The sequence below is a fragment of the Chryseobacterium sp. RLHN22 genome (genome assembly GCF_051011795.1).
Lineage (GTDB): Bacteria > Bacteroidota > Bacteroidia > Flavobacteriales > Weeksellaceae > Chryseobacterium > Chryseobacterium zhengzhouense.
Window position 1 is genome coordinate 1 of sequence record NZ_JBPCHW010000004.1, and the last position, 26,508, is coordinate 26,508.

General features: G+C 35.0%; 25 protein-coding genes. 15 read left to right on the forward strand and 10 right to left on the reverse strand.

The window, feature by feature from the left end; genetic code table 11:
• Positions 1-27: 27 nt before the first annotated feature.
• From ACR1PN_RS05260 to ACR1PN_RS05285, 6 genes are all read right to left on the reverse strand, one after another.
• Positions 28-462, reverse strand: coding sequence for a hypothetical protein (locus ACR1PN_RS05260; protein WP_433979165.1), 435 nt, complete (start codon positions 460-462; stop codon positions 28-30).
• A gap of 15 nt (positions 463-477) precedes the next feature.
• Positions 478-1,278 (reverse strand): lysophospholipid acyltransferase family protein, encoded by an 801-nt coding sequence (locus ACR1PN_RS05265; protein ID WP_378175284.1) that lies wholly within the window; start codon positions 1,276-1,278, stop codon positions 478-480.
• Positions 1,279-1,307: 29 nt separating this feature from the next.
• Complete coding sequence (locus ACR1PN_RS05270) at positions 1,308-1,937, reverse strand: NUDIX hydrolase (RefSeq protein ID WP_433979166.1); 630 nt, start codon at positions 1,935-1,937, stop codon at positions 1,308-1,310.
• Between the two features lie 244 nt (positions 1,938-2,181).
• Positions 2,182-3,741 (reverse strand): Rne/Rng family ribonuclease, encoded by a 1,560-nt coding sequence (locus ACR1PN_RS05275; protein WP_433979167.1) that lies wholly within the window; start codon positions 3,739-3,741, stop codon positions 2,182-2,184.
• Between the two features lie 290 nt (positions 3,742-4,031).
• The gene (locus tag ACR1PN_RS05280; protein WP_034674127.1) at positions 4,032-4,322 is read right to left on the reverse strand and encodes an HU family DNA-binding protein; all 291 of its coding nucleotides are present in this window, start codon (positions 4,320-4,322) and stop codon (positions 4,032-4,034) included.
• Positions 4,323-4,463: 141 nt separating this feature from the next.
• Positions 4,464-5,135, reverse strand: a complete 672-nt coding sequence (locus ACR1PN_RS05285; protein ID WP_378175275.1) for a LuxR C-terminal-related transcriptional regulator — start codon at positions 5,133-5,135, stop codon at positions 4,464-4,466.
• A gap of 178 nt (positions 5,136-5,313) precedes the next feature.
• On the opposite strand from ACR1PN_RS05285, the gene tssO (ACR1PN_RS05290) reads away from it, so the two are divergent.
• From tssO (ACR1PN_RS05290) to ACR1PN_RS05330, 9 genes are all read left to right on the forward strand, one after another.
• Positions 5,314-5,844: a type VI secretion system TssO gene (gene tssO / locus ACR1PN_RS05290; protein WP_378175272.1), complete on the forward strand. Its 531-nt coding sequence runs from the start codon at positions 5,314-5,316 to the stop codon at positions 5,842-5,844.
• Between the two features lie 22 nt (positions 5,845-5,866).
• Positions 5,867-6,385, forward strand: a complete 519-nt coding sequence (gene tssO, locus ACR1PN_RS05295) for a type VI secretion system TssO (RefSeq protein ID WP_378175268.1) — start codon at positions 5,867-5,869, stop codon at positions 6,383-6,385.
• A gap of 35 nt (positions 6,386-6,420) precedes the next feature.
• Positions 6,421-7,332 carry a PKD domain-containing protein gene (locus ACR1PN_RS05300; protein WP_378175265.1) on the forward strand — a complete coding sequence of 304 codons (912 nt, stop codon included), beginning with the start codon at positions 6,421-6,423 and terminating at the stop codon, positions 7,330-7,332.
• A gap of 48 nt (positions 7,333-7,380) precedes the next feature.
• The gene (gene tssR / locus ACR1PN_RS05305) at positions 7,381-9,780 is read left to right on the forward strand and encodes a type VI secretion system protein TssR domain-containing protein (protein WP_433979168.1); all 2,400 of its coding nucleotides are present in this window, start codon (positions 7,381-7,383) and stop codon (positions 9,778-9,780) included.
• A gap of 96 nt (positions 9,781-9,876) precedes the next feature.
• On the forward strand, positions 9,877-10,380 hold the full coding sequence (locus ACR1PN_RS05310; RefSeq protein WP_433979169.1) for a DUF4280 domain-containing protein: 504 nt from the start codon (positions 9,877-9,879) through the stop codon (positions 10,378-10,380).
• Between the two features lie 18 nt (positions 10,381-10,398).
• Positions 10,399-13,404, forward strand: a complete 3,006-nt coding sequence (locus tag ACR1PN_RS05315) for a glycoside hydrolase family protein (protein WP_433979170.1) — start codon at positions 10,399-10,401, stop codon at positions 13,402-13,404.
• Positions 13,388-14,263 (forward strand): hypothetical protein, encoded by an 876-nt coding sequence (locus tag ACR1PN_RS05320; protein WP_433979171.1) that lies wholly within the window; start codon positions 13,388-13,390, stop codon positions 14,261-14,263. Before ACR1PN_RS05315 ends, ACR1PN_RS05320 begins: the two co-directional genes overlap by 17 nt.
• A gap of 505 nt (positions 14,264-14,768) precedes the next feature.
• Entirely contained in the window at positions 14,769-15,569 is an 801-nt protein-coding gene (locus ACR1PN_RS05325; RefSeq protein WP_433979172.1) for a hypothetical protein, read from the forward strand.
• A gap of 81 nt (positions 15,570-15,650) precedes the next feature.
• Entirely contained in the window at positions 15,651-16,610 is a 960-nt protein-coding gene (locus ACR1PN_RS05330) for a hypothetical protein (RefSeq protein WP_433979173.1), read from the forward strand.
• Between the two features lie 64 nt (positions 16,611-16,674).
• On the opposite strand, the gene ACR1PN_RS05335 is transcribed toward ACR1PN_RS05330, so the two are convergent.
• Positions 16,675-18,468, reverse strand: a complete 1,794-nt coding sequence (locus ACR1PN_RS05335; protein WP_433979174.1) for an endonuclease — start codon at positions 18,466-18,468, stop codon at positions 16,675-16,677.
• Positions 18,469-18,743: 275 nt separating this feature from the next.
• Between ACR1PN_RS05335 and ACR1PN_RS05340 the strand changes: the two genes are divergently transcribed.
• Positions 18,744-19,550 carry a T9SS type A sorting domain-containing protein gene (locus tag ACR1PN_RS05340; RefSeq protein ID WP_433979175.1) on the forward strand — a complete coding sequence of 269 codons (807 nt, stop codon included), beginning with the start codon at positions 18,744-18,746 and terminating at the stop codon, positions 19,548-19,550.
• Between the two features lie 87 nt (positions 19,551-19,637).
• Here ACR1PN_RS05340 and ACR1PN_RS05345 read toward each other — a convergent pair whose 3' ends face one another.
• Both ACR1PN_RS05345 and ACR1PN_RS05350 read right to left on the reverse strand, forming a co-directional pair.
• Positions 19,638-20,165 carry a DUF4136 domain-containing protein gene (locus ACR1PN_RS05345; RefSeq protein WP_378175237.1) on the reverse strand — a complete coding sequence of 176 codons (528 nt, stop codon included), beginning with the start codon at positions 20,163-20,165 and terminating at the stop codon, positions 19,638-19,640.
• A gap of 1 nt (position 20,166) precedes the next feature.
• A complete protein-coding gene (locus ACR1PN_RS05350) occupies positions 20,167-20,349 on the reverse strand; it encodes a DUF5522 domain-containing protein (protein ID WP_378175234.1) in 183 nt (60 codons plus the stop codon).
• Positions 20,350-20,380: 31 nt separating this feature from the next.
• Between ACR1PN_RS05350 and ACR1PN_RS05355 the strand changes: the two genes are divergently transcribed.
• Positions 20,381-20,713: a hypothetical protein gene (locus ACR1PN_RS05355; protein ID WP_433979176.1), complete on the forward strand. Its 333-nt coding sequence runs from the start codon at positions 20,381-20,383 to the stop codon at positions 20,711-20,713.
• Here ACR1PN_RS05355 and ACR1PN_RS05360 read toward each other — a convergent pair.
• Entirely contained in the window at positions 20,657-21,325 is a 669-nt protein-coding gene (locus ACR1PN_RS05360) for a hypothetical protein (protein ID WP_433979177.1), read from the reverse strand. The two genes, ACR1PN_RS05355 and ACR1PN_RS05360, sit on opposite strands and share 57 nt — an antisense overlap.
• 71 nt (positions 21,326-21,396) lie before the next feature.
• Here ACR1PN_RS05360 and ACR1PN_RS05365 point away from each other — a divergent pair, with 71 nt between their 5' ends.
• From ACR1PN_RS05365 to ACR1PN_RS05380, 4 genes are all read left to right on the forward strand, one after another.
• Positions 21,397-22,299: a 1-aminocyclopropane-1-carboxylate deaminase/D-cysteine desulfhydrase gene (locus ACR1PN_RS05365; RefSeq protein WP_433979178.1), complete on the forward strand. Its 903-nt coding sequence runs from the start codon at positions 21,397-21,399 to the stop codon at positions 22,297-22,299.
• A 68-nt stretch (positions 22,300-22,367) separates the two neighbouring features.
• Positions 22,368-23,423 (forward strand): glucosaminidase domain-containing protein, encoded by a 1,056-nt coding sequence (locus ACR1PN_RS05370; protein WP_433979179.1) that lies wholly within the window; start codon positions 22,368-22,370, stop codon positions 23,421-23,423.
• 84 nt (positions 23,424-23,507) lie between these two features.
• Positions 23,508-24,791 (forward strand): glutamate-1-semialdehyde 2,1-aminomutase, encoded by a 1,284-nt coding sequence (hemL, locus tag ACR1PN_RS05375; protein WP_433979180.1) that lies wholly within the window; start codon positions 23,508-23,510, stop codon positions 24,789-24,791.
• 374 nt (positions 24,792-25,165) lie between these two features.
• Complete coding sequence (locus ACR1PN_RS05380; protein ID WP_433979181.1) at positions 25,166-26,500, forward strand: amidohydrolase; 1,335 nt, start codon at positions 25,166-25,168, stop codon at positions 26,498-26,500.
• Positions 26,501-26,508 lie beyond the last annotated feature (8 nt).

The window sequence follows — 26,508 nt, forward strand, 5'->3', positions numbered from 1 at the left end:
CAATGAAATGAGTTCTCAACTTATTTTTTAGTTTTTTACGTTATTGTTAATGATTTCCTGAAAGCCAGCAACAATATTTTCCCAATTGGTTGTAAAATTAGGCATAATCATACTTCCGTCACTTTTAGTTCCTTCGTTGGCCCCTTTTTTTATGTTGATGGAAGTCGTTACGTTATCGTAAACTTTTTTGTGGTCTTCCTGAATTCTTCTGAAATTATTTTTTGAAAGCGTTTCATCCAGTTTCTTTAAATCATCATTGGATACTTTGAAACTTTTTTTAAGTTTTTTACCTTGTCCCTCAAAAGAATAATGAGCATCATTTCCTTTAATCAGAAGGTTTTCGTAGGTAGGAGCAAATCCACCGCTTCTGGAGTAACTGATGTCAAAATCTGAATATTTTTTCTGACTGTTACAAGAAAGTACGGTTATAATAATTAAAAATATTCCTAAAATCTTCTTCATTGCGGTTCTTGAATTTTATTGATTGTTTTGTTCAGATTTTTTAGCTTTAATTTCTTCATCATACGTGTGAAGCACATTGAAATCTTCGGTTTGTTCAATAGCAGTCATGATTTTGTGAAGAATTTGCTGTGCATTTTCTTGGTCATAATCAATATCTAAAGCTTTTTTAAATTCCATTGTGGGTTTTACTCCGGTTACTTTTACACGAAGTCCTTTTTTATCAAACGCTCTTCTGAATCCATTTATTTTGATAGGAATAACAATTGGTCTTTGATTTTTGATCAGTTTGGCGGTACCTTTTCTTCCCTGTGCAAAAGCAGCTGTTGTACCTTGCGGAAAAGTAGCTACCCAGCCGTTATCCAAAGCTTTCATGATATTGTCGATCTCGCTCATGTCTACCAATCTGTTGACATTTTTTCCTTCCGATCTCCATGTTCTTTTTACGGTAACAGCACCTGCTATTTTAAAAATTTTAGGAAGAATACCTTTATTCATGGTTTCTTCAGCAGCAACATAGTAAAAATCAATTTTTGGATTTAAAAGATAAATCGGGTTTTTGATTGTATTTAAATAACCGTTGTTTACGGCACAAAATGCATGGTACATTGCTGCAACATCAGCAAAGTACGTTTGATGGTTGGACACGAAAAGCACGTTGGAATCCGGCAAATCTACCAAATTTTCTGTTCCGGTAATTTTTAGCTTGTTGAAGCCGTTGAATCTTCTGTAAGAAACTATTCCCAGAATAAAAATGATTAGTCTTTTTAAGAAATAAGGTGTTCCGAACGAATCGGTAAAAATGTTTTTCTTCGCCATTTTTTAAACCAAACAATTTGCGTGCAAAATTACATTTTTTTTATCAACTGGCTGAATTCGCTCAGGATCATGGCTGTAGCACCCCAGATAATATATCCGTTGAAGTTGATGACCGGAACTTCATGACCTCCTGCCCCCGGTAATGCCATAATTTCGGGATTATCGGGTAAATTCAAAAATGAAGTGATTGGAAATTCTATTACCTCCACAGCTTCACTCTGCTGTAGAATAAATTCCGGATTTTTTTTGGTGTATGAAATATACGGATATACATAAAAATTACTCGGCGGGATGTATATAGGTGACAGCTCACGAATAATTCTTACATAATGTTTTTCCAGACCGATTTCTTCGGAAGTTTCACGGATAGCAGTTTCTGCAAAATCCTGATCCATTTCTTCACGTTTTCCACCGGGAAGAGAAATTTGTCCGCTATGCCGGTCTCTTTCGTTTTTAGATCTTACAATTAATGGAAAATGCCACTCATTGTCTTTTAAATATAAAACAATATTAACAGCAGCGAATTTTGGATTTTTTTCTAAAACCTGATCATAGGTAAATACAGGACGTGATGGCGGTGAGAAAATTCCGTGTGCATTCGCACCGGCTAATTCAGCATTTTTTATTTTGCGTAAAAGATCTTTTCCAAAGCTTTCCATAGCTCAAATTTACTAATATATCTTTTAGAAAGGAAGCTTGAAAATGTTAATTATAGATAATTTTAAGATTAAATTACTACAGTAATTTTACGAATAAATATGATGATTTATAATTAGCAATCTCATTGAAGATAATAATTTATGGAAACATATTTTTCTAACATTATTTTTAACAAAAAAACAGGAAAATTTTTAAAAGTTCCAACAAAAAAAGCCTCCGTATTTGGAGGCTGTAAAATGTTTTTTAATTAGAATATCCGCTTAATTCTTCTTTATTCGAATTGTAGATCTTGTATTCTAAATACTTAAAAGAATCCCTTGGAATGATGGTTACCCATTTTTTGTATTTCAAAAACCATTTCATTTGGATGCTCTTAATTCCTTTTGTAAGGTAAGCTTCCACGAAAGGATGCACATGAAGGAAAAGTTTTCCTTTTTCTTTCTGCATAATGGTTCTGATGGTTTCACCCATTTTTTCCACGATAACAATCGGAGCTACGATTTCTCCGTCTTTGTTAGGATTTTCTTCTTTGGTGTCGATCTGTTTTTCCGGACGGTTTCTCTGTCTTGTGATTTGTATCAGACCAAATTTACTTGGCGGTAAAATCTTGTGACGGGCCTTATCACGGCTCATTTCGGTTCTGAAATGTTCATACAGATCTTTTCTGTGTTCAGGGTTGGTCATGTCGATAAAATCTACGACGATGATTCCGCCCATGTCTCGAAGACGAAGTTGTCTTGCTATTTCTGTGGCTGCCATTTTGTTCACGTTCAGTGCGTGTTCTTTATTGGCGGCGTTTCCGGTTGTAATATTGTTTCCGGAATTCACGTCGATTACGTGAAGTGCTTCTGTGTGTTCTATCACAAGATATGCACCTTTTGAACTTGGAATATTTACGTGTTTTCCGAAGCTTTGTTTAAGCTGTTTTTCAACGTTGTAATATTCGAGGAGAGGAATGTGGGAGTCATAAAACTGAACGATGTTTTTTCGTTCCGGTGCTATTACTTCCAGATAATTTTTCATTTCTTCTACCATTTGCTCGTCATCACAAATGATATTTACAAAATCCTGGTTGAAGTTATCTCTTAAAATAGACGATGCTTTGTCATCTTCACTTAGAACTTTGGAAGGTACTTTATTCTTTTGGATATTCTTAAAAGTATTCTCCCATTTCTGGATGAGCTGGTTCATATCATTATGAAGATCAGCTACTTTCTTGCCTTCTGCAACCGTTCTGATGATAACGCCGAAACCTTCAGGTTTTATGCTGTCAATCAATGTGCGAAGTCTTACTTTTTCCTCGGAACTGCCTATTTTTTTTGAAATGGAAACCTTATTGTCGAAAGGTATCAAGACCAAAAAACGTCCTGTTAAAGAAATTTGTGTAGAAATCCTGGGTCCTTTTGTGGAGATAGGCTCCTTTGTAATCTGTAGTAAAACGATATCATCTTTGGCGATGATCTTATCTACTGTCCCGTTTTTGTCGATTTCAGGCTGAATTTCGAAATTTTTCAGACCTGAAGAAGTCTGTTTTTTAGAAACCGAATCTTTTAGAAACTTTCGGTACGTAAGATATTGCGGTCCCAGATCCTGATAATGCAGAAATGCATCTTTATCATAGCCGATGTTTACGAATGCGGCATTAAGATTGGGCGCGAGTTTTTTTACTTTTCCTATAAACAGATCTCCGACTACAAAATCATTCTTGTCTTCTTCCTCATGAAGTTCACATAGTCTGCCATCCTCCAGCAAAGCAATCTTTGTAAGATCATCTTCATGCGAAACTATTAGTTCTTTCTTCATTTTTTAAATTAAAGATAAAAGATTGATAATGAAATTTGAGAGGCGAACTGCTGTATTGATCTCAATTTCTACTTATTTTACATAACAAAATATAGTCGGTGAATATTAATAATTTAAACACACCAACTATATTATTATATTTAAAAATCCCGTGAGAGATTATTTTTTCTTATGTCTGTTCGCTCTTCTTCTTTTCTTTCTTTTGTGAGTTGCAACCTTGTGTCTTTTTCTTTTCTTTCCGCTTGGCATAATGTTAAATTTTTTAGTAACTAGTTAATATTAATTATTCTTTATTTTACTGCAACTTTAGTTTTCACTTTCTCCACAAAAGATTTTGATGGCTTGAAAGCAGGAATATTATGTGCAGGAATTTCGATTGCAGTGTTCTTAGAGATGTTTCTCCCTGTTTTTGCTGCTCTTGTTTTCACGATGAAAGATCCAAAACCTCTTAAGTAAACATTGTCTCCATTGTACATAGAAGTTCTGATCTCCTGCATAAAAGCTTCTACAACTTTCTGTGTTTCATTCTTTTCGGTCCCCAATTTATTTGAGATGGTGTTTACCAATTCTGCCTTTGTCATTTCCTTTGTAAATTTTAAATTTTAGGTGTGCAAATTTAGTTAAAAAAAATGAATAGAAGCAAATTCAGGCAAAAAATATTTCAACATAAATAGCTGACAATTTTATGTTTAGTATAATATACTCCGAAAAAGTTAAGTTTTTTACATGCTGGAATTGTAATATCCGTTTTCCACACAGAACCGAATCAGATGAAGTTTTGTTTTTAAACCAAGCTTTTCGGTAAGCCTGTTGATGTATGTATCGATGGTACGTGTGCTTAGATTAAGCTGCTCGCCGATCTCTTTATTACTGAAGCCTTCATAGCAAAATTTCATCAGTTGAATCTCCGTGGGAGACAGTTCTTCCTGACTCATTTTTTGTCTGTTCATATACTCTTGTACGGCAAGAGGCTGCTGTTGCCACGAATGATAGTATGCGTCATAATCAAAATCTTTTGATGAGATTTGACCCTTCACAATTTCTTTGATGGTATTGCTGTTTTTCTGACAGTAATAAATATTAGGGATCTTTGATAAAATCTCTGCAAAATCTTCCTGAAAAGTTCCCGAATAGGTGATAATCGGAGTTTCATTATTGTTTTTTCTGATAAATTTTATAGCTTCAATGCCGCTCAGAACGGGCATGAAAAGTTCTATAATAAAAACATCTTCCTGCCTGCGATACGTTCTGTTGATAAGCTCATGACCATTGTTGCAGTCATTGAGAAGCATGTTGAAAGGGTTTTCCAGAAGGGTTTTGATCATTATTTTTTTAAAATAAAAATCGCTGTCTGCAATAGAAAAACGTACCGTATTGGTCAGTAACTTGCTCATTGTTTTTCGTGATTTGGTAGCTAGAAGTAAAATTCTGATCACTAAAATATGAAAATCTTTCGGATCTGAAAATTAAAGTTTACATTAAAAAATTGTAAATAGTATTGTATGCATTGAATTTAATTTTGTGCATAACTGTTTTTTTTGCTATTTTCACATTCCAAACCAAATCACAGATATGTCTTCTAATAGAGAAAAAAAATTAAACAGATCTGATGTAAGATCAGGAATATGGAAATTTATACTTTCATTCATTATTTTATCTGCTGTTTCATTTACCAGCGTATATTTCTTTTTTAAAAGCTATGACAAACAGCTTAAGGGAGTAGACGAGGAAGTTACACGCTATCGAGATTTACTGAACAGGGATAATCTTTTGCGCATCCACGTAGACAGTATTTATGCAAGAATGGAGCTTTTAGATTCTGATAAAGCTTATAACGATAATTTTTTACGTACTTATATTCTTGATAATGTTCGGGAAGCACAGGATATTATGGGAGCTGATAGCGCCGATAATTTTAAACATTATGCTGTTTTAATGCAGAGAATAAAGCCGATGCTTAATCTGAAAAGCCAGATTATCAATGTATCTTTTAAGCAGCAGATCGCTATACGAAATGTTCAGGAATGTCAGGGAAGATCTAATCAGATCAGTAATAAAATGAAAATAGATCCTACCAGAAAGTTCACGGGTAGAAGAAGATAGCCGTTATTTTAAAGTAGAAATTATGCAGGGCCAGATTACATTATCAAAAAAAGAGAAGCAATATCAGTTTTTTTATCTGATTTTAATGCTTGTTGTTGCGCTATTATTTTTAGGAATTATTTTTCTTAAAAACTTCGCATCACCTTTTTCAGAGGCAGATACCAATTCGCTTCAGATTCTAGAGCAAAAAGTTAAATTCAAACAGCAGCAAAAGGTTGGATTGGTTTTAATAGATACTGCTTCTGCAAGAGTAAACAGATTGTCTGTAGAAATTCAGCAGCCGGTGGAAAGAAATGAGGCAGAATTTGCAATACAGGATTTAGCCAATACTTTTCAGAATGTTGTCGTTAACGATCCCCGAAAACAGGCATTTCCACAGATCGGAAAATTTTTTAAAATGAATATGATTGATAAAGACCGGATTATGAAAATGAATGAAACAACAAAAACATTCGAAAAGCAGTTCGAAGACTGTCAGTTAGGATATAAAGAAAAAAGCCAGAGCCTCCGGGAGAGGAATAATGCTTTAAGTGCCAGATAATACCACAAATTATAAATATATCACAAAAAATTACTATGAACTATTTTCAAAAGAACAGGAAAAACATCATCATCGGTGTTATAGCCACATTGCTTATTGCCGCACTCGTCGCATTGTGGCTTCAGAAGAAGGTCATCCATTCAGCAGATGATATAAAAGGAGTGGTTTTCCCGTCTTCGCTTTTGGTAAGAGATACCTTAACATTTCAGGATAAAACAGAGTTTGCCAAATTCAAAAAATGGGATTTTGGCGATGGTACTACCTCTGATAAAAGTAGAGGAATTCACTTTTATGATAAACCGGGTTACTATACCGTAACTTTGATTATTGATAATAAATACACAAAATCTTTCCCGATTCTGGTTTCTCCAAGAGGAATTCCAAAACCTAAAGACAGTGCAGCTTCGGTTACGAAAATTGATGCACAGACTCAGGCGATGCAGTACGAAAATGTGCAGTTCCGTGCTCTTTCTGATGCTTCACAGTTTACCTGGAGATTCGGAGAGACAGGTAAGATTGATGCCAAAGATAAATTAGCAATCTACGCTTTCCAAAAACCGGGAGATTATGTAGTTACACTATATACCGATAAAGATATAGAGCCTATTCAGCACCATATCAAGATTCTGCAGGCTTACAATTCTATGGAAGATGAAGAACCCACATTAGACGAATTGTATGCTAAAAAAGACAACGATTTTAAATATCACCTGCAACAGATTGCAAACGGAAATAGCTTCAATATGCATTACAATTATCTCTTGAGGACTTATCTCTGCAACAATGAAAATGCAATTGTAAAAGTTTCAGACAGTAAGGTTAATAATTTTTATCTGTACTGTGCGGGTCTTCAGTTCGATAAAAATATGGTGATACAATCTGTAAAACTAAATTTCGACGACGGCATGACCTGTGTAACCAAAGTAGATGTTAACCAAAGTAAATAATTATGCTCCGGTTTTTTCGGACATTACACCAATCATAAAGAAAATAAGATGAGAAATAAATTTCCTCTAGCGGCATATTATGTAGGATTATCGGTTTTGCTTACCAGTTGTCAGGTAAAGTTACCGTCTAAAAAAACTCCTGAGCCACAAAAATACGGGCAAATTGACAACGCTTCAGTAATTAATGGCTATCCTAAAAAATCAGTGCCCTGGATTGCTATTTCAGACCGTTCCAGAAATACGGCATACTTAGACAAGAATGATGAAAAGTCTTATAAAGAAGTTAAATTTTTAGAGCCATTGATGGTTTTAAAAAGCCGCGACGGAATGGTAAAAGTAGCAGAATATATTCCCGATGCATTGATGAAAAAAGTTTCATCAAAACAAGTCAAAACTTACGGCTGGATTCCGGAAGCGGACCTTTTGCTATGGAGCAATTCTTTAAAGAATGAAAAAAATGGTTATCCGGTAAAGGTCGCTGTAGTACCAAATCATCCTAATGTTATTAAAAATGCTGAAAGGTATTATAAAAATGATTCCATTATGGTTTTCAACTCACCAAGCCTTATCGAAACGGCTGATGTGAAAATTCCAAACGGACAGATGGTTTATGTTTACAAGCAGGCAGAAAATAATAAACGATTTTTAGTAGGAAAAAAACCGAATATTGATATCGACAGCATCAGTACAGGATTGTACGGATGGGTAAGCTCTGATGTGATTTCAACATGGGGGGAACGTTCTGCGGTGAAAATGAAAAACACTACAGGTGTAAAAGAAACCACTTTAGGAATTCATGAAGGAGCTCCAGGTGGAGCAGATGCGGATAAAAGAACTGCAGTTCTACTTACTGACGTAAATAAACGTCCACCTCTTGAAAATATTTTCCCTGTAACACTGACCCTAAATGAAGAGGCAAAACCTGATGTTAAAACAAAATATTTTACCAATGTTTTAGATTACAGCAAAAACTTTGTTAAAAATGTTTTAGGAGAAGCTATTTATTTTGACCGCTATAAAGAAATAATAGATAAAAATAAAAAAGCAAATATTGTATTTGTTTTGGATGTAAGTGCATCAAATACACCATTCATTCCAATTGTAGGGTCACTTTTACAGGATCTTCAGTTGAAATTTGAAAAACCTTCTTATTTTAATTCAATTAAATATGGTGTAGTTCTTTATAAAAATAATTCTTGCGGAGAAAATGTAGCTCCGTCAGTTTTAAGTAAGGATTACAACAAAATAATTAAATTTATCGAGGATAAGACCAATGAAATGAATTGTCCTAGTAATGTTGGAAATCAGCCTTTAAATGAAGGTTTAATAGCTGCCGGAAATCTGCTTTCTGATGTTCCCGACGAGACCAATATTGTGATTACAATCGGTACTTCTGCCAACCGAAACGGAAGTATGTCTGGTGTAATTGGTTCATTAACGCAAGCTCAGGCAAAACTGATTATGTTCCAGACGAATGCCCGCTCTTCTGATACCTATAACGATTTTGTTTTGATGTCTGAAAATATCGTTACCAACACAGCTAAGAATGTAGCAGAATTAAAAAAACAAAAAATCATCAACCAGAGTGAGGTCTTAACGAAGAATAATTTTAATCTTATAGAAAGTGATGCTGGTTTCTTTTCTTTAGATTTTCCTAAGCAGAGCATGGCACAGGGATTTGTTGTTTTTCCTAAAAAGGGAGATATTGCCGCTCCGGGGCTCTTGGTAAAATCGGTTGATAGTCTTATCGCTCAGGTTACTTACGATAACGAAATGATTGATAAGTCTTTGAATGAGCGTTTTCATTCTTCAGTAGGTGCAGATAAAACTGAGGTCGATTTCAAATACAAATATTTGTACCCGGGATTAACCAATCCTGTTCCTTCAGGAATTGCAGCGCAGTTGATTAATTATGGTAATCCCTTTTTGGCAAAAGGATATATTCCTAAAGAATTGATGGATTATAAGCAGGGGATAGAAAAAGGAATTTTGATTTCAGAAAAAGAATACGATCAGCTGAAAGCTTTCTACAGTGAAGTTTATGAAAAAACCGGCGCGGCAAGAACGGATTTTAAGCAGGGAAGAGCTGTAAAAGAATATATTAAACTTCTTAAAAAATATAACCCAACATTGCAATTTTTAGATAAGGGAGAGCTATACAAGCAGCCAATGTCTTATGCGGTAGGTATAAGTACCGGTTTTGATAATTCTGAAGAAGAAAAGATGTCAAAATATATGCTGAGAGGATGGACGAAATCCAAGATTATTACCAATGAGGAAGCCAGAAGTTACTTTAAATATTACAAAGATTTGGCAGACAGAATGCTTACCCATAGAAATAATCCGGCTGTAAAAATCATGCAGAATGGCCAGGAATTTTATTGGTTAAATGAATATTTTATGCCGACCATGCTTCCTGTAGAAGAGCCGGAATACACTAAGCATTAATTACTTAATGCATAACAAAAAAACGGAAAATTAATTTTCCGTTTTTTTTATGTTAAATTACTTTTTGTTATCTTTGAGAGACCAAATATCACAAATATGTCTACTCAAGCATCATCTCATGATGGCAAACACTTTGTCGTTCAAAAGGGAACATGTCAATGTGATCAGGGAGATCAGTTTCCTAAACATATCGTAAGTACACACAACAAACACTTCTGGAATGATTCTGCAGGAAGCGCAGATTATCTGGCTGTTACAGAAGATGATCTGCAATTCGATCCGCCGGGTCCAAGTTTTGGAAAATGTAAACTGAAACCAAGTTCAGGTGGTTATCTTCCCTGTGCTTATGCACCTGCCGGGAAATGGCAGAAAACCTACGATAAGGTTTTGGTTATGGATAAAAAATGTGTAACTGAAGTATCCGAGCTGCAATGTACAACAGGTGGGAAAATCACAATTAAAGACCATGGTCAACGGGGCGAAATGAGTAAGCAGAATGTGAAAAATGCAGATGAAAAAATCATCAGACACATGAATCCTCTGGTAAATGTTGATGACTTCAAAGAAACGGCTATGGAAAGTGAATTAGATGCCTATTAATTTAAAAAAAATTCTGAGATGTCAAAAAGAGGAGTTTCAAAAATATCCGGAAATACTTCTCCGAAGGTAGGGGAAGCTACCACATATACCATTACAGACTGGTATCCTGCGACACCACAAAACCAGCGTAATGCAGCAGGCGTTACTTGGGAATTGTTCAAAAAAAGATCAAACGGAAGATTTACAACAACCAATATAAAAAAAACAGGCGCAGGAACTTTTACATTTGGGGAAGTTGCACAAAAGCATACCTATCGTTTGGAGGCTTATCTTTTCGAGCCGGAAGGAAGTGGAGCATCGACTCTAGAAATCACTCCGCAACCTGCAGCAGTTCCGAAAATTGAAAAAGTAGAATTGCAGTATGTAGATGATTCTCCCGGAACTGAATTTAGTTTCACCGAAAAAATGAGAGCTCGTGCACACTGTGTTAATTTGGCGGGTAAGAAATTGAAATTTTCTCTTTGGGAAGATGATCAGACCGGGGAAGGTCATGATGCCAAAAATCTTTTAATTGAAACGAAAGAAGCATCTGTAAATGCAAGTGGCGTTGCAGTAGCAGAGTTTACATTAACAAGGGCATTGATGCAAAAAGCGATGCAGGGCGAAACAGATCCCGAAAAGCTTGAGTTTTATGTTACGGTAGAATATTTTTCGCATACGAAACATGCAACAGATAATGTTGATGTAAATAATCCGCTTCATACTCCTGCTCCTGCAACCAGACCACAGCCAAAGCCTCAACAACCTAACAGTAATCCTTCAGGACAAGCTCCTGTTCAAAATACTCCTCCAAGAGCCCAAAACTCTCCTGCCGCAGCAAAACCCCAATCTCAAAAAGAAGAAAAAGGAATCGTCGACAGGGTAACTGATTGGTGGAATAACCTGGAACTCTGGGACTACAAAGAAGCTCTCGGAAAAATTACAGCCCAAAAAACACCGACTTCACAAGCAGGCGGTGGGAAAACAGTGAGTATTGTTCAGGATTCTTCTGTGGAAAATTTAACCGATGCCTATTTTGCAAAAAAAGAATACACTAAGCTCACAGGTGAAGCAGATGGAAATCATGTGTACACATTTGGCGGAAGAAAAGCCAACAACAAAACTTCTACTGCCGATGAAAAAGCGAAAATTGCTGAAACTATTTTGAAAAAAATAGAAGGCGAATTAAAAAATGCAAAAAAATATACGACAAAAGAAACCATTATTCAGGTACTAACGGCGAACGAATATGGTACTGATACGGAAAATAACAAAACCGTTACTATTCCTGTTTTTAAATTGGGAGCAGAATTCAAAAAGATAGAGAAAGCACCTTTAGATGCTAAAGTTTATCTTGTTGCGCGTGCAGCAGGTTTAAACGGAAAACAGGCAACTATAACCATCAAGGAGAAGGATGGTTTAATCAAAGGTTCTGCGGATGCTGTTTTATCAATCCTGGAAATCACGGAAGAACAGATGAACATGGCATCTTCGGCTACAGAGGAAGTTCCGGGAACAGAAAAGCAAGAATTTACGGGGCAGTTTGAAAATGGAGAGGTCAGAATTCCGGTACATTTGAGACCTAAATCAAATGATGATTTAAAGAATTGGGTACAAAAGGTTTCCAAAGGAAAGGAAGATGGCGAGTACACGTATAAATTTGGGGGCGAAAATAAAGTGACCGACGAAAGCAGCAAAAAAACTGTTGCTGAAACGATCCTTCGGTATGCTAAAAGTGGCAATGAAAACAATGTGAAAATTGCTGATGGAAAAAATGCGTATCTTGATGATATTATCAATGCTTTAGAAATAAAAGACTATCAGAAGAACAATACGGTGACCTTTACTCTTTACAGAAAGATGCCGGAATTACTGTATCTTCATGTAAAAGCTCAGGGAGAGAAAGCACACGATAAAAACTTCCTCCAAACAGAAGGAGCTTATTTTGAAATTATAAAATCAAAGCCAATTATTTTCCCTTTCCTTGTAAAACCGGAAAATGATATTGCGGGCATTCATAAGAATTATTACTGGGCGGCTGCACAAAATACGAATCAGGCAACATTCAATTCAAATAGAAAAGGAGGAAGGAAACATGCCGGTCGGGATCTTTATTCAAAACCTTACACCGAGGTTGTCGCAATCTGTGACGGAAAGGTTTTGGATGTTTCAACCTCTTTTGCCGACGGAACGGGAGCTGTGACGATATTGCACGAAACTAATGACGGCCGTAAGTTTATTATCCGATATGGTGAGGTCGAAAATAATACAGTTGTTGTTAAAGCAGGAGATATGGTTAAGCAGAAAGATCCGATAGGGAAAACAGGTTGGTTAAGAACATGGTATAAAGGTGTTGTCCGTGGCTACGAAGTTTACATGCTCCATTTTGAGTATTTTACAGGAGCAGCCGGATTTGATTTAAATTCGTCATTGAGTAATTCTTCTAATCCACCCTTTAGCAGGAGAAGCGATTTAGGTGATGGTGTGGCAATTTTACAGGAAGGTTATCGAAATACTTTCGAGGAAGATACAGGTGAAAGGGTTCCGCCATCTATTCTTAGAACGAGTGAGCGAGGAAAAGACTTTATTAAAGATTACGAAAAATTTGAAAGCAACGTTTACAATGATTCTGAAGGATATTGTACAATCGGCTATGGCTATTTGATTGCTAAAAACAAATGCGAAAATATCACCATTCCTGAAAGATTTAAAAATGGAATTACTCATGAAACGGCTCTACAGTTGTTTGATGAAAAGCTTGCGACTTTTGAAAATGCAATCCGAAGAGATATTACCGTAAATCTTCACCAGTATGAATTTGATGCTCTTGCAAGCCTGCTATACAATACAGGAGCTAATTTTTTAAACGTGGGCGGCAGAAATGGCGGTGAAACCCAGATCAAAATTAAAATCAATAGCGGTGATTACCATGGTGGTGCAGATGAATTTGCCGATGTTACCAACGGAGGAGAAAGAGGTTTGGTGACAAGAAGAAATCAGGAAATTAATATGTTCAAAACAAATGTATATGACTCAACTCATTAAATTTTTTTTTACAGGTATCGTTTTTCTTTCATGCAAAGATTTTTCAGATAAAAAAGTTTCTGTCGCTCAAAACGAGCCCCTCATACAAATAGAAAATGATAAAGACTCAAAGCCGAAAGAAACCATAACAACAGAATTTCAGGTTCCGGATATCAATGGAGTCTGGAGCTGCTACAATTTTGCATCAGATGTGAAAAGTGGAGATAAAAGAGATCTTAGTTTTGCAGAAGAAATGTCAAAATATGCCCAGCTGAAAATTGAAAATAACCAGCTTACTTTTAATAATTGTAAAAAGGAGCTTTATTCTTACAAGTATCCTGTCAAACTCAAAAAATATGAGGATGAAAGTGTTTTTATCACTTTTTTTAAACCAAAAAAAGACAGTGTATATTTTGTAGGGAGTATTAATTCTGGTGAGAATAATACACTTTGCGATATTTTTGATTCGTACACATTTTATCTTGCGGATGATAATACTATCGTCCAATATTACAGAGGCTATTTTTTTTATTATAAAAAATCACCTGCAGCAGGTAAAAATAATGATTTTGAAATAAGCGGAATTCCCGGTAACAATAAAAACGAATGGACCGTAAAAGGCCCAACAAAACAAAGTTCTACTCTAGACGCTGACTATGAAAATTTTAAAAAGTATTTTCCTTATGGATCGAAAAATCTTAGCAAAAAAATACCTCCACAAAAAGAATTTACCGATAAGATTAATGGAATTTTGTATCGGAAAACAACAAAAGGCTTAGAGATTATAAAAGATGATCCTTTAGGCAAAATAATTATAAACTTTACAAAATCAGATACTGAAAGCAATTTTACCTATGAATTTCGTTATCCTGAATATTAATAATTAACCTGAGTTCGGGATAAGACCTATATAAAACGCAAAGCTAAACAAAAGCATTAATCAAATGATTTCAAAGATTTTAGAAATACAAAGGCGTATAAATTATCAAAGTGATACAAAATTCTTGTATTACTTTGATAAACGAAGTAGCATTGTTTAACTTGAAAGCATTTCAAAAAAGTAATATTTTTCTTTGTTTTCCTTTGTGATAAAATAATTTCATTTTGAAAATCAATTAGTTAAGATGTATCTTATCCCGAGTTCAGGTTAATTAATCTTTAAAAGGAAGTAGCTAAAAAAATTATTTTATATAATCTGCACAAAACAATATTACGTTACATGAGCACATTTGAGGAAGATCCTATTTTGCGAAAGATTATAAGATCGTGTTTGGGAGGGATGTAAAAAACGCAGCTGAGCAGACAAATTCCAGAATTTTTTGAAAAATATCAGAGCGAGATTCGTGGAAGCATTGTAACTTATATTTAAAATTATCAATAAAAAAATGAAGCAAAGCGTAATCCTATTTTTTGTTTTATTCATGTTTGGATGCCAAAAAGCATCTAACCATACTGAAACTACTCCTAAAGTAAAAAATGCTGAAATTATAGAGCAAAAAACGGTTGAACCCAATCGGGAAATCAACTGTGAAGAGTTTTTCAGAGAGGTTGTTCTCTCCAGTAATCTTTCGGCTGTAAAGAATGATAAAGATGTCTTTGTTAGGATTGAAAGCAGTTCTGATGAGAAAATTGTTCTGGAATTATATGTGAAAAACAATCTTTCGGAATCTTCACAAAATCAACAGATTGTGGAAAATGCAGTAGCATGGCTCAGTTTCATACCTGCTTCTGAAAAACTTTTTGATATTACTGAAGACCCCGAAGAGCCATTGGAAGTGAGCTTCAATCGGGAGCTTCTGACAAAATATGATTTTAAAACACTTTGCGGTATTCAGGCTAAAAAAAGCGTAAAACCAGTAAATAACAACCTAAAGACAAACTGTAAGGAAATTACTGGTGAAATGCTGTCCGGAGAAGAGTGTATCATTTCAACCAACTCCCTGGAAGCTGTCTACAATGAGATTATAGAGAAATCGTTGGTGAGAGATTCTGAATTTCTTCTCAAAAAGCTTCCTAAAATCAATACTTCACAGAAGATAAATAAAAATGGAATCGTTGAGATTTCTTATAAAGTCAGTAAGAATTCTGTCATTATTGAAATGTTTTATGAAGGCGGAATCACGGATGTTGAATTGTATAGACAAGATCAGTCTGTAAAAAGAAAAATTGTGTACAATGCCGATTAATTAATCAAAGTTCAAAACAGTATTGTTGGCTAAATTAAAAGATAATAGTCAACTTTTTCTAAAAATACAGCTCTAAAATTTATGATGATTCACTTTATACTTCCCGGAGATACACTGGAAAATATTTCGGAGAAAATCAAGCTGGAAAATCCGGTGTATCTCAAAGAATTTCACAATACTTATTGCAGACACGAGGATTTCATTCAGAAAGATGAATTGATTCCTGGTAAAAGACTTCTTTTACCTGATTTAAAAAGGATAAACGAGTATAATGCACGAAATGATGCGCCGTTTAAAAGCTTAGAACGAAATCCGGAAATTATATTCGATCCGGTTGGGTTTTCGAATGATTTTAAAGTTAAAATTAAAGAATCAACCAATGACGGGGGTAAAATAATCGAGAACGGATTTTCTTATGTTGCATCTTTACAATGGATTAAAAGCGAATTCAACGAACATCTTTTTCATTTTTCCAAAGATCAGTTTTCGAATCTTCATGATACCAAAATGAGCTATCTTGCTGTAGAAAGCATGAATTGTTTAGGTTCGGTCGAGGTTTATGTTAATTCTAAAGGAGAATTAGTTAGAACTGCTGTAAAAAAGCAGATTTTGAATGATTTGAATGGGATAATGGCAAAATTGTATGATCTGTTTCCTGACAAATATGCTGCAATTTATCTTGAAGAATTTAAATATGTCGTTCAGAACCCTGTACTTTTTGATCAGAAAATGAAGCAGGATTACTTCTTGAAAACGTATTTTTCCTCATTCCGAAATCCTTTTAGAAACGGAAAATCTTTTTTTGAAATAAATTTCAATTCTGATTCATTACCTATTCAGCAAACAGTAAATTCATTGGAAAATCAAAGCGAAATTTCTCTTGTTCAGTCTTTAGCTGATGACACTCAGAATGATCTTAGTTTTACAGGAAATCTTACTGTATCAAAAGATAACGGATTGATTAAAAATATGAATGTCTGCCAATCATATAAACAATATGATATAAAATATACGACCGATTTTAGCCTCGAATCTGTCTGATATAAAAAAATGCTGTCCAGGAATTCAGGACAGCATTTTTTTGCTTAGTGATAATAATTACAAATTATTTTACGATAAATTTTAAGGCTGATTCGTCAAGTTTTAAAATGTAAGTTCCCTGTAATAAGCTTTTAATTCTAATTGAATTTTCCTTTCTGAAAGGATGATCAAAAGTCTGCATTACTTTCCCTTGAAGGTTATAGATCTCCGCTTTTTTGATGCTTTCTGTTTCACCTTTCACAAAAATTTCATTATTCACAATTGGATTAGGATAGATTTTTAATTCTTTTGCTTCTGCATTAAAACTTGGGGTCTTCGCTTGTCTTGAAACTGTATTATAACAAGTCCAGCTTAAATTATCAATCGCTACTCTGTTACTTGCAGAATTATTAACTAACGTTACTACTACATTTCCGGAAATATTGATGTTGTTAATGGTTGTAATCGTTGCAGTGGTGCTATATGGTACAGTTCCGACCGTTACACCGTTTACCTGAACATTAAAACTGCCATTGCTTCCACTGAATTTCAGCTGCGTTGTAACGGTTAATGAGCCAATTCCGTTTGCTGAGCTGCTAGATTTTAATGATCCGTCTCTTATGCTTATGGCTTTATTTGTAATGGTTTGATCGGTTCTTGAATCAGTTGCAGTCCATGTAATTCCGTTGCTCGTCCATGTCCTTGTAGAATACGATGATGAGCTTGCCGATGGAATGGTCTCAAAATTTTCACTTACACAACCCGTCGGGCTAGGATTGGTTGTTCCAGCATTTGTTGTTGCCGAAACGGTTGAGCTGTTTGCCGAAACATTTCCTGCTGCATCTTTCGCTTTTACATAAAAATTATACGTTGTTGAAGGGTTTAATCCAGAAACAGTTGTAGAAGTTGACGCAACGTTGGTTTTTAAGCTGCCATTCATATAAACATCGTAAGATGATACCCCAACATTATCGGTGGAAGCATTCCATGTTAAAGAAACTGTATTGGTAGTTTTACCGGAAACTGTTAAGTTAGTAACAGTTGACGGAGTCTGCGTGTCCGTTGTTGGAGCTTGCCCGCCCCAGATTTGATTCACATAACTAGGGTTATCAATAAAGGGATTTCTGTTTCCCTGAAAAGTATAAGAAGCATTATTTCTGTTGATTTCAGCCTGAGAAACCGGATCCTGATTGTGCCAAGCTAAAAGTACATTCAGTTCCCACGTTTGAAGTCCCGGAAATGCAGAAGATCCAAGCATGTTTCCTGTAGAAAATGTAGAAAGTTTACTTTGGTATCTCGTGACAAAATAAAAAACCATTCTGGCTACGTCACCTTTAAATTCATCAATCGGTTCAAAAACCGTCCCTGAAAATCCTGTAGAAGAAGAGTTTCCAAGCTTAGAACCATTTAAAGAAGTAAAGCTTGCACTGCCGACTTTTCCGAACGGATAATTGGAACGCATTCCGTTTACCTTTCCGTCGGTCGCTCTGATGAAATGAACGTCAGATTTCATAGGAGAAGCTTCACTGAAGAGACTTTGAGGAACGATGTGTTCACGGTTGTAGCAGTTTCCTTCGGTGGAATACGTTCCGCATTGATTATTTCCGGGAGTATATTTATAAGGATCTGCAGAACTTGGTCTTTCGGAATAAATGTCGAGAATAGAGCCGTCATTTTCGTAATTTTTATCAATATCGGTTGTCTTGTAAGCAGTCCAAAGTCCGTTGTAGCCTTTATCCTGATGTCCGTCAGTGATGATGTTGCTTAAAGCAGTTTTAAGTTGAGCTCCGGATAATCCGTTGGCTGAGTTGTAATATCCTGCGGGAGCCTGTGCAAGAGCCAGCTGCGAGAATGTAAAGAATAAAAATAGTTTTTTCATAATAATATAATTTGCGGTAAGATTAATATAATTTGGTGAATGTAAAATTACATTATTATTAAAAGTAAGACTCACTAATATTAAATTTTACAACGATATGCACAATATTTATTGTTTGATTTTGAAACAATAATATTTGTAAATTTAATATTCTTTTATTAAAATTAATTAAGGTTAATATGAAGTATGAATGAATTTTTAATTGATATAAATCATAATTATTTGTAAAATGGCAAAAGAAATTATATTTACTTTTGTGATTAAATTTATTTAGAATGATTAAAAACAATTTTCTTTTTGCAGGTCTCATTACAGCATCTGTATCTGTCAGTTCAGTTTTGAATGCCCAGTGTAATGCAGTATCTGAATTCTCTGAAAATTTTGATACATTGTCATGCTGTAACATGGGAGTAGTTCCTTCTTGCTGGAATAGTATTCTTACTGCAGGTGGCGGAAATCAGATTATTTCAAGCACTTTACCGGCATCCAGCCCGAGTAACGTTTATCAGACAGGATATAATAAAGTTTCCATTGTCGTTATGCCGTCCCTTACCAATATCAATGCGGGAACGCACCATTTTAAATTTAAGGTAAGAGTAAATTCAGGACCTGGACTTTTAGATTTTGGATACATTACAGACGTCAATGATGCAACAACTTTTGTAACACTGCAATCGATTACAATTACAAATAGCACCTATGATAGTACTTCAGAAAGAATTTTTGATGTGCCTACAACAGTTCCTGTAAATGCAAGACTGGCCATCAGAAATCCGGGAACAACCTGGGCTGGTCACTATTGGGATGATGCAGTCTGGGAGCCGAAAACGGCATTGTCTACCAACGATTTAAAATTAAATGATTTTAAAATCTATCCTAATCCTTTTACTGATTTGATTACCATTTCTGATACAAAAGAAATGAAACAACTAAAAGTCACAGATGTTTCCAGAAGACTGATCAGAATGATAGAAAAACCATCTACAAAAATAAATCTAAGTGATTTGAAAGCTGGAATTTATTTCATGACGATAGAATTTAAAGACGGAAAATCACAGACTTTTAAAACCATCAAAGAATAATTATTTTTAAAACCCATATTTTAACGTGTAATCAAAAAAGTCAACACAAAATTTGTGTTGACTTTTCATATAATTTAATTAAAAAAATTATTTCTTCATTCCCGGAGGATAGTTCGCCATAATTTCACTCATTATCTGAGGAATTTGTTTCTGTTTAGCTTTAGGACGGTCTACAGAAATTCCGCTTCCGATTCCCTGCCAAACTAATTTCTGACTTCTTGCATCTACCATGTCAACAATAATTGCTCCTTCATTGTAGTTACTAGACCAGGTTCTGTTCATTCCGATTCCCCAACCGAAACCGCCGCCCCATCCCCACATTCCGCCAGGACTTGAAGTGGTAATGTCGGTGATTTTTTTATGATTTGCTTTTACGTTTACAATCAAATCAGGATTTTCTCCGGATTGAAGACCTTTCATCTGCAATTGTTTTGAAAGCTCGTTCAACACCCTGTCTTTATCAATATCGTTCAGTTTCAGATCATCGATTCTGATTTTGTACGTTTTGTATGAAGAGAAATTAGCAGTCTGCGCATAGTCCGAACGTACCTTGAAGGGGCTGCATGATGACAAACCTAAACTTGCAGCAAGCAAAATAAAAATATATTTCTTCATTTTATTTATTTTTTTTATTGGTTTTTATAAATGTGTCTGTCTTTTTATCATATCCGTACGGACAGTGTTTGCAGCCGCTTTTACAGCAATGTCCACGTTTTAGATGGAATTTCTCGGTAAAAACTTTGTAACCCTGTTCGTTAAAGTAAAAGTCTTCACCCTCTTTGATTTCAAAAAGAGCCATAAGTTAAATCAAAACTTTTATATTTGTTATTATGATAATTGTATGCCAAAGGCTCCTCAAAAATACAAAAATAAACGGCATTACACTCTTTCCTTTTATTTTCATTAAAAATCCTGAAGATAAAAAGAACAGGGTATTGATTAATCATGAAAAAATTCACATCAGACAGCAGTTAGAGCTACTGATTATTTTCTTTTATATTCTTTATGTAGTAGAATATTATTATCATTTTTTCAGGCTGAAAAATGCTTATCAGGCATATAAATCAATATCCTTTGAAAGGGAAGCATATGCGATGGAGCGTGACTTAAATTATCTTCAAAAAAGAAAATTTTGGGGTTTCAGAAGGTTTTTCAAGAAATAACTTATTTGTGGTTTTCCCATTCTTTTTCAAAATCGGCATCTGTCTTTTGAGGTGGAAATATTTATTGTTATTTTGAGTAATGTCGTATGAAATAGATTTATCAATCAGTAAATTCAAATCATTAATAATCCAATCTGGTGAACCTTTTTTCTCCTGACCATTCGTGAAAACTTTTACTGCTTTACCATTGTCCATTTCCACTTTCATCAGAAGGCAGGGTGCGAGGTAGCCATTACAGGTCTGTCCGGTGTATACTTCTTCTGCAACACTTCCGTCTGCAAAGCTTATTTTCAGCTCCAAATAGTTGCGAGGCTGCTTAGAAATTACACTAAACCTTGTCATACTTTCTATGGTTTTAATGGTTTTGAGAAACTGAATAGTATTTTCACGGCTTTCCGGGATATAGCCGGGATGCATCGGACTGTGAGTATGGTCCTCAATCTGTTTTTCAATCTGAGTATTAAACATCGCAATGATTTTATCGTTCGGTTGATCAGGGATGTCAAATTCTGAATGGGTAAAGAAGAAATCTTTAAAAATAAAAAATAACATTCCGCCACCGAGTACAAAAACGACGAGCATACCGGCAATGACAACAACAGTTTTTTTCATGATTTCGTTTTTATGTTTTGTTTAACTAAATTAAAAATTAATTTTAAAATAAATTCAGGAAATTTGCAGCAATGAAACGTCCGAAGATCAACATTCCGATTGTAGAAATTCCGTATAGTGACAAGGTGAAACTATTCATTAAGAGAGAAGATTTAATACATCCCGAAATCTCAGGTAACAAATACTGGAAATTGTTTTTTAATATTAATCATTATCTTGAGAATCGACCTGAAAACCCACTCATCATAACTTTTGGCGGAGCATTTTCAAATCATATTTCTGCTGTTTCAGCTATCGGGAACTTAGCTGGAATTAAAACTTTAGGAATCATTCGGGGAGAAGAACTTGAAAAAAAATGGACGCATAATCCGACTTTGGTTTTCGCTAAGAAAAACGGAATGAATTTAAAATTTGTCACTCGTGAAGAATACCGCCACAAAGATAAACTGACCGAATTTTTACAGCAGGAATTTCCTCAAGCTTTGATTATTCCGGAAGGAGGAACCAATAAAAATGCAGTTCATGGGGTAAAAATGATGCTGAACAATGATACAAAAGATTTTGATTATCTTTGCACAGCAGTTGGAACCGGTGGTACATTAGCGGGGATTTCAGAGTTTTGCGAAGAGAATCAGAAGGTTATAGGCTTTAAAGTGGTTGATGATTCTTCTTTGGAAAGCAAAATTTCAGAGTTAACCTCAAAACAGAATTTTTATCTAACCGATGCTGCCTATGGCGGTTATGGCAAAATAAATGATGAAAATGTACGTTTTATCAATGGTTTTAAAATGAAGTTTGATATTCCGTTAGAACCTGTATATACAGGGAAAATGATGCAGAAAGTTCTGGAGATGATTGACGCAGATTATTTTCCTGAAGGAAGCAAAATCTTATGTTTTCATACAGGTGGTTTGCAAGGAATAGAAGGAGCCAACATGCTTTTAGAAAAACAGAGCAGAAATTTAATTATATAAAGTGAAATTGAAATCATGGATCAGCAAATGTTCCATTCTTTCCATTTAAAATAATAAAAAATTATAAGATGAAAAGACTTTTCTTACTAATTAGCCTTTTAGTTTTATCAAAATTCTCAGCTCAGACCTGGGCAACAGAAGATCAGTACATCCAAAGATTTGCACAGTACGCCGTTGAAGAAATGGAAAAATACAAAATTCCGGCATCCATCACGCTTGCTCAGGGGCTTTTGGAAACGGGAGGCGGACAAAGCCGTTTGGCCCTGGAAGGAAAAAATCACTTCGGAATAAAGTGTAAGGAAGACTGGACCGGCAAAACAATGGCGCACACCGACGATGCCCCGAATGAATGTTTTCGTGTATATGATGATCCGAAACAGTCATATGAAGACCATTCAATATTTTTAGCAACAAGAAAATACTATACCAAACTTTTTGACCTTGATATGAAGGACTATAAAGCTTGGGCACATGGTCTTAAAAAAGCAGGCTATGCGACAAATCCCCGTTATGCATCAATTCTAATCGGTAAAATTGAAAAATATAAGCTGTATGAATTCGATGATGTAAGTTCTAAAGAAGTTCTTTATGCAGTATTGAAAAAATATCCTGGATTACAGGAAGACCGACAGTTTATGGCTCAGCTTGAACCAGCAAAAGAGAAAAAGAAAGCCATTGCCACTGCTCCTAAAACTCAGCCTCAACCTAAAGTTTATGCTTTAGCTCCTGAAAAAAAAGAAAGAGTAAAAACAAAAACCGAGATTTTAAATTCAATTTTAATTAAAAGCCATCCGAACGGAGGTTTAAAATATATCGTAATTCCCGAAGATACAGACGTTCAGTTTATTGCCAGAAAATTTAAGATCAGCGAAAGCAAACTGATGAAATGGAACGAGCTTGAAGGAAATGCACTTGCAAAAAATGAAATTGTATTCTTAGAATCTAAAAATTCTGCCGGAAATACTGCAACGTACAAAGCAGAATACGGAGAAGATATGTACGATATCGCACAGAAATTCGGAATTAAACTCAATAAATTATACGCAAAAAACAGAATGGATGAAGGTCAGAAACCATCTTCCGGACAATTGATTTATTTGATTGACAAAAAACCTAGAAACTAAAATTGGTTGTTAGGTTTTGGTTGATAGTTGTTGGTTTTAAATCAACAACTATCAACTATCAACTGACAACTATCAACTAACAAAATGAAATACCAAAGAAGTTCGGCTTTATTTGAAGAAGCTTACAAATACATTCCCGGTGGAGTAAATTCTCCCGTTCGTGCTTTTAAATCAGTGGGTGGAGTTCCCGTTTTTATGAAGTCGGCAAAAGGTGCTTATCTTACCGATGCGGATGATAATACCTATGTCGATTATATTAATTCGTGGGGACCTGCAATTTTAGGACATACACATCCTGAAGTTTTGGAAGAGTTGAAAATTCAGGCAGAAAAAGGTTTTTCTTTCGGTGCACCGACAGAACTGGAAACTGAAATTGCAAAATTCATTACAGAAAATGTTCCCAATATCGACCAGATCAGAATGGTTTCTTCAGGAACGGAGGCTTGTATGAGCGCCATCAGATTGGCGAGAGGTTTCACGGGAAGAGACAAAATTGTAAAATTTGAAGGCTGTTATCATGGTCATTCAGATTCGTTTTTGATTAAAGCTGGTAGTGGTGCTGCAACTTTTGGAAACCCTAATTCTCCCGGAGTTACACAAGGAACGGCAAAAGATACTTTGTTAGCAAGATATAATGATTTTAAGCAGGTTCAGGACTTGTTCAGACATAATCATGGTGAAATTGCAGCCGTAATTATCGAGCCTGTTGCAGGAAATATGGGGTGTGTACTTCCTGAAAATGATTTTCTGCAGAATTTAAGAAGGATCTGTGACGAAAACGGAACTTTATTGATTTTTGATGAGGTAATGACCGGTTTCAGACTGGCTTTTGGCGGAGCTCAGGAATTATTTAATGTAAAAGCTGATTTGGTAACTTACGGAAAAGTCATCGGGGGAGGACTTCCGGTGGGTGCTTTTGCAGGAAGAAATGAAATTATGGATCATCTTGCCCCAAAAGGCGGCGTTTATCAGGCAGGAACCTTAAGCGGAAATCCTTTGGCAATGAGAGCGGGTTTAAAAACGTTGCAAATCATTAAAAACGACCCTGAATTTTTCAACAGACTGGAAAAAACAACAGCAACTTTAGATTTTGAGATCGGAAAAATTTTAAATGAAAAAGGAATTGAACACAGAATCAACAGAAAGGGTTCAATGATGTCTGTTTTCTTTCACATCAACGCAGTTTCTAATTTTGATGAAGCACAGAATGCAAATCATTCATTATTCAATAACTTCTTTCACCAAATGTTGACCAACGGAATTTATCTTCCGCCAAGTGGGTACGAAACCTATTTCATCAGTGATGCGATTAAAGACAGAGAAATTGACATGACGCTGGAAGCGGTAAGAAAATTTGAGTATTCTTAAAGCAAAAAGAAATAAAATATATAGAAAGGATGAGGTTTTAAATCTTCATCCTTTTTTGTTTAATGAATATCAGTAATTAATAATAACCTTTTATAGTTTTTTTGTCATTGACTTTGTAGAATCTTTGATTTCTGATGAATCTAAGCTTCTTTTTTCAGTTTGTTGAGATTTCTGCGAAATAATAAAAAGACCGCTGAATTTAGAATTATAAACAGATATTTATTTTTTTAATTCAACATAAATTTCCGACATTAAAAATATACTCATTGCGGAGATCTCAAAATCTGTTAATAAATAATTCATACAAGTAATGTAATAAAATATACAACGATAAAACTTCAGTACATCATAATTTTGTACCATAGAAGTTTAGAATGGAAAGATTCAATACTATTTCAAGAAAAGATTTTCTCAAAAACTCTGCTCTGGCAATGGCCGGAATTTCAATAACACCCGCAATGATAAGTGCAAACAGTACAGTTTCTGAAGATAAAATTTTATCAGGTAACGGAAAATTAATGCTGAAAAATGTCCGTCTTGAAACCGGTTTTGAATATGACGATGATGAAGTGATTTCTACAAAAACAGATTTGTTTTTAGTAGAAACCGAAGACGGAAAAATCACACAAATAGCTCCGAATGATCCAAAAGCAAAAGCGATCGATGCAAAAGGATTTCTGATGCTTCCGGCTTTTAAAGATATGCATATTCATTTGGATAAAACTTTTTATGGCGACAAATGGCAGGCTGTAAGAAAAAGAAAAGGCGGGGTAAAAGGAATGATTGCTTTGGAAGAGCAAATCATGCCTGAAATTCTTAAAAATTCTACTTACAAAGCAGAAAAAATGATTGAGCTGCTTCAGTCAAAAGGTTCTGCTTTTGTGAGAAGTCACGTGAATATTGAACCGACTTCCAAATTGGATTCGTTGAAAAATCTACAGAAAGCTTTAGGTAACAAAAAACAAAGTTTTGGTGCTGAAATTGTTGCTTTTCCGCAGCATGGCGTTTATTACAAAAACTCTGTTCCTTATCTGAAAGAAGCTGCGCAGATGAATATTGATTTCATCGGTGGAGTAGATCCTTTTTCGATTGACGGAGAAATTGAAAAGACGATTGATTTTACGGTTCAGTTGGCTTTAGACCACCAGAAAGGAATTGATATTCATTTACATGAAACGGGCGAATCTAGATTAAAAACAGTAGAATATTTAATAGATAAAGTGAACGAAAATCCTTCGCTGAAAGGAAAAACTTTTTTGAGTCATTGTTTTGTTTTAGGAAAATTAGATAAAACAAAACAGGAAGAAATTGCAGAAAAATTAGCAAATGCGCAGGTCGGAATTGTTTCTACCATTCCTTTTGGCAATCTGGTGATGCCGCTTCCGACTTTACAAAAGCATAACGTAACGGTTTATACAGGAAACGACAGTATTGTTGACCACTGGAATACGTATGGAACGGGAAGTGTTTTAGAAAAAGCCAATCTTTATGCTCAATTGTATGGTCAGTCGACAGAATTTTTACTTTCAAGGAGTTTAAAAATAGCAACGGCAAACCTGCTTCCTTTGGATGATAAAGGCATTCAACAGTGGCCGAGGAAAGGTGATGAAGCAGATTTTGTTTTACTAAATGCAAGTTGTTCGGCAGAAGCGGTTTCGAGAATTTCAAATGTAGAATCTCTTGTTTATAAAGGGAATGTGGTGTTTTAATTAAAAAT

Excerpts from the sequence above, each read along its gene's own strand:
- ACR1PN_RS05260 (WP_433979165.1), bottom strand. The coding sequence starts at position 462 with ATGAAGAAGATTTTAGGAATATTTTTAATTATTATAACCGTACTTTCT.
- ACR1PN_RS05265 (WP_378175284.1), bottom strand. The coding sequence starts at position 1,278 with ATGGCGAAGAAAAACATTTTTACCGATTCGTTCGGAACACCTTATTTC.
- ACR1PN_RS05270 (WP_433979166.1), bottom strand. The coding sequence starts at position 1,937 with ATGGAAAGCTTTGGAAAAGATCTTTTACGCAAAATAAAAAATGCTGAA.
- ACR1PN_RS05275 (WP_433979167.1), bottom strand. The coding sequence starts at position 3,741 with ATGAAGAAAGAACTAATAGTTTCGCATGAAGATGATCTTACAAAGATT.
- ACR1PN_RS05280 (WP_034674127.1), bottom strand. The coding sequence starts at position 4,322 with ATGACAAAGGCAGAATTGGTAAACACCATCTCAAATAAATTGGGGACC.
- ACR1PN_RS05285 (WP_378175275.1), bottom strand. The coding sequence starts at position 5,135 with ATGAGCAAGTTACTGACCAATACGGTACGTTTTTCTATTGCAGACAGC.
- tssO (WP_378175272.1), top strand. The coding sequence starts at position 5,314 with ATGTCTTCTAATAGAGAAAAAAAATTAAACAGATCTGATGTAAGATCA.
- tssO (WP_378175268.1), top strand. The coding sequence starts at position 5,867 with ATGCAGGGCCAGATTACATTATCAAAAAAAGAGAAGCAATATCAGTTT.
- ACR1PN_RS05300 (WP_378175265.1), top strand. The coding sequence starts at position 6,421 with ATGAACTATTTTCAAAAGAACAGGAAAAACATCATCATCGGTGTTATA.
- tssR (WP_433979168.1), top strand. The coding sequence starts at position 7,381 with ATGAGAAATAAATTTCCTCTAGCGGCATATTATGTAGGATTATCGGTT.
- ACR1PN_RS05310 (WP_433979169.1), top strand. The coding sequence starts at position 9,877 with ATGTCTACTCAAGCATCATCTCATGATGGCAAACACTTTGTCGTTCAA.
- ACR1PN_RS05315 (WP_433979170.1), top strand. The coding sequence starts at position 10,399 with ATGTCAAAAAGAGGAGTTTCAAAAATATCCGGAAATACTTCTCCGAAG.
- ACR1PN_RS05320 (WP_433979171.1), top strand. The coding sequence starts at position 13,388 with ATGACTCAACTCATTAAATTTTTTTTTACAGGTATCGTTTTTCTTTCA.
- ACR1PN_RS05325 (WP_433979172.1), top strand. The coding sequence starts at position 14,769 with ATGAAGCAAAGCGTAATCCTATTTTTTGTTTTATTCATGTTTGGATGC.
- ACR1PN_RS05330 (WP_433979173.1), top strand. The coding sequence starts at position 15,651 with ATGATGATTCACTTTATACTTCCCGGAGATACACTGGAAAATATTTCG.
- ACR1PN_RS05335 (WP_433979174.1), bottom strand. The coding sequence starts at position 18,468 with ATGAAAAAACTATTTTTATTCTTTACATTCTCGCAGCTGGCTCTTGCA.
- ACR1PN_RS05340 (WP_433979175.1), top strand. The coding sequence starts at position 18,744 with ATGATTAAAAACAATTTTCTTTTTGCAGGTCTCATTACAGCATCTGTA.
- ACR1PN_RS05345 (WP_378175237.1), bottom strand. The coding sequence starts at position 20,165 with ATGAAGAAATATATTTTTATTTTGCTTGCTGCAAGTTTAGGTTTGTCA.
- ACR1PN_RS05350 (WP_378175234.1), bottom strand. The coding sequence starts at position 20,349 with ATGGCTCTTTTTGAAATCAAAGAGGGTGAAGACTTTTACTTTAACGAA.
- ACR1PN_RS05355 (WP_433979176.1), top strand. The coding sequence starts at position 20,381 with ATGATAATTGTATGCCAAAGGCTCCTCAAAAATACAAAAATAAACGGC.
- ACR1PN_RS05360 (WP_433979177.1), bottom strand. The coding sequence starts at position 21,325 with ATGAAAAAAACTGTTGTTGTCATTGCCGGTATGCTCGTCGTTTTTGTA.
- ACR1PN_RS05365 (WP_433979178.1), top strand. The coding sequence starts at position 21,397 with ATGAAACGTCCGAAGATCAACATTCCGATTGTAGAAATTCCGTATAGT.
- ACR1PN_RS05370 (WP_433979179.1), top strand. The coding sequence starts at position 22,368 with ATGAAAAGACTTTTCTTACTAATTAGCCTTTTAGTTTTATCAAAATTC.
- hemL (WP_433979180.1), top strand. The coding sequence starts at position 23,508 with ATGAAATACCAAAGAAGTTCGGCTTTATTTGAAGAAGCTTACAAATAC.
- ACR1PN_RS05380 (WP_433979181.1), top strand. The coding sequence starts at position 25,166 with ATGGAAAGATTCAATACTATTTCAAGAAAAGATTTTCTCAAAAACTCT.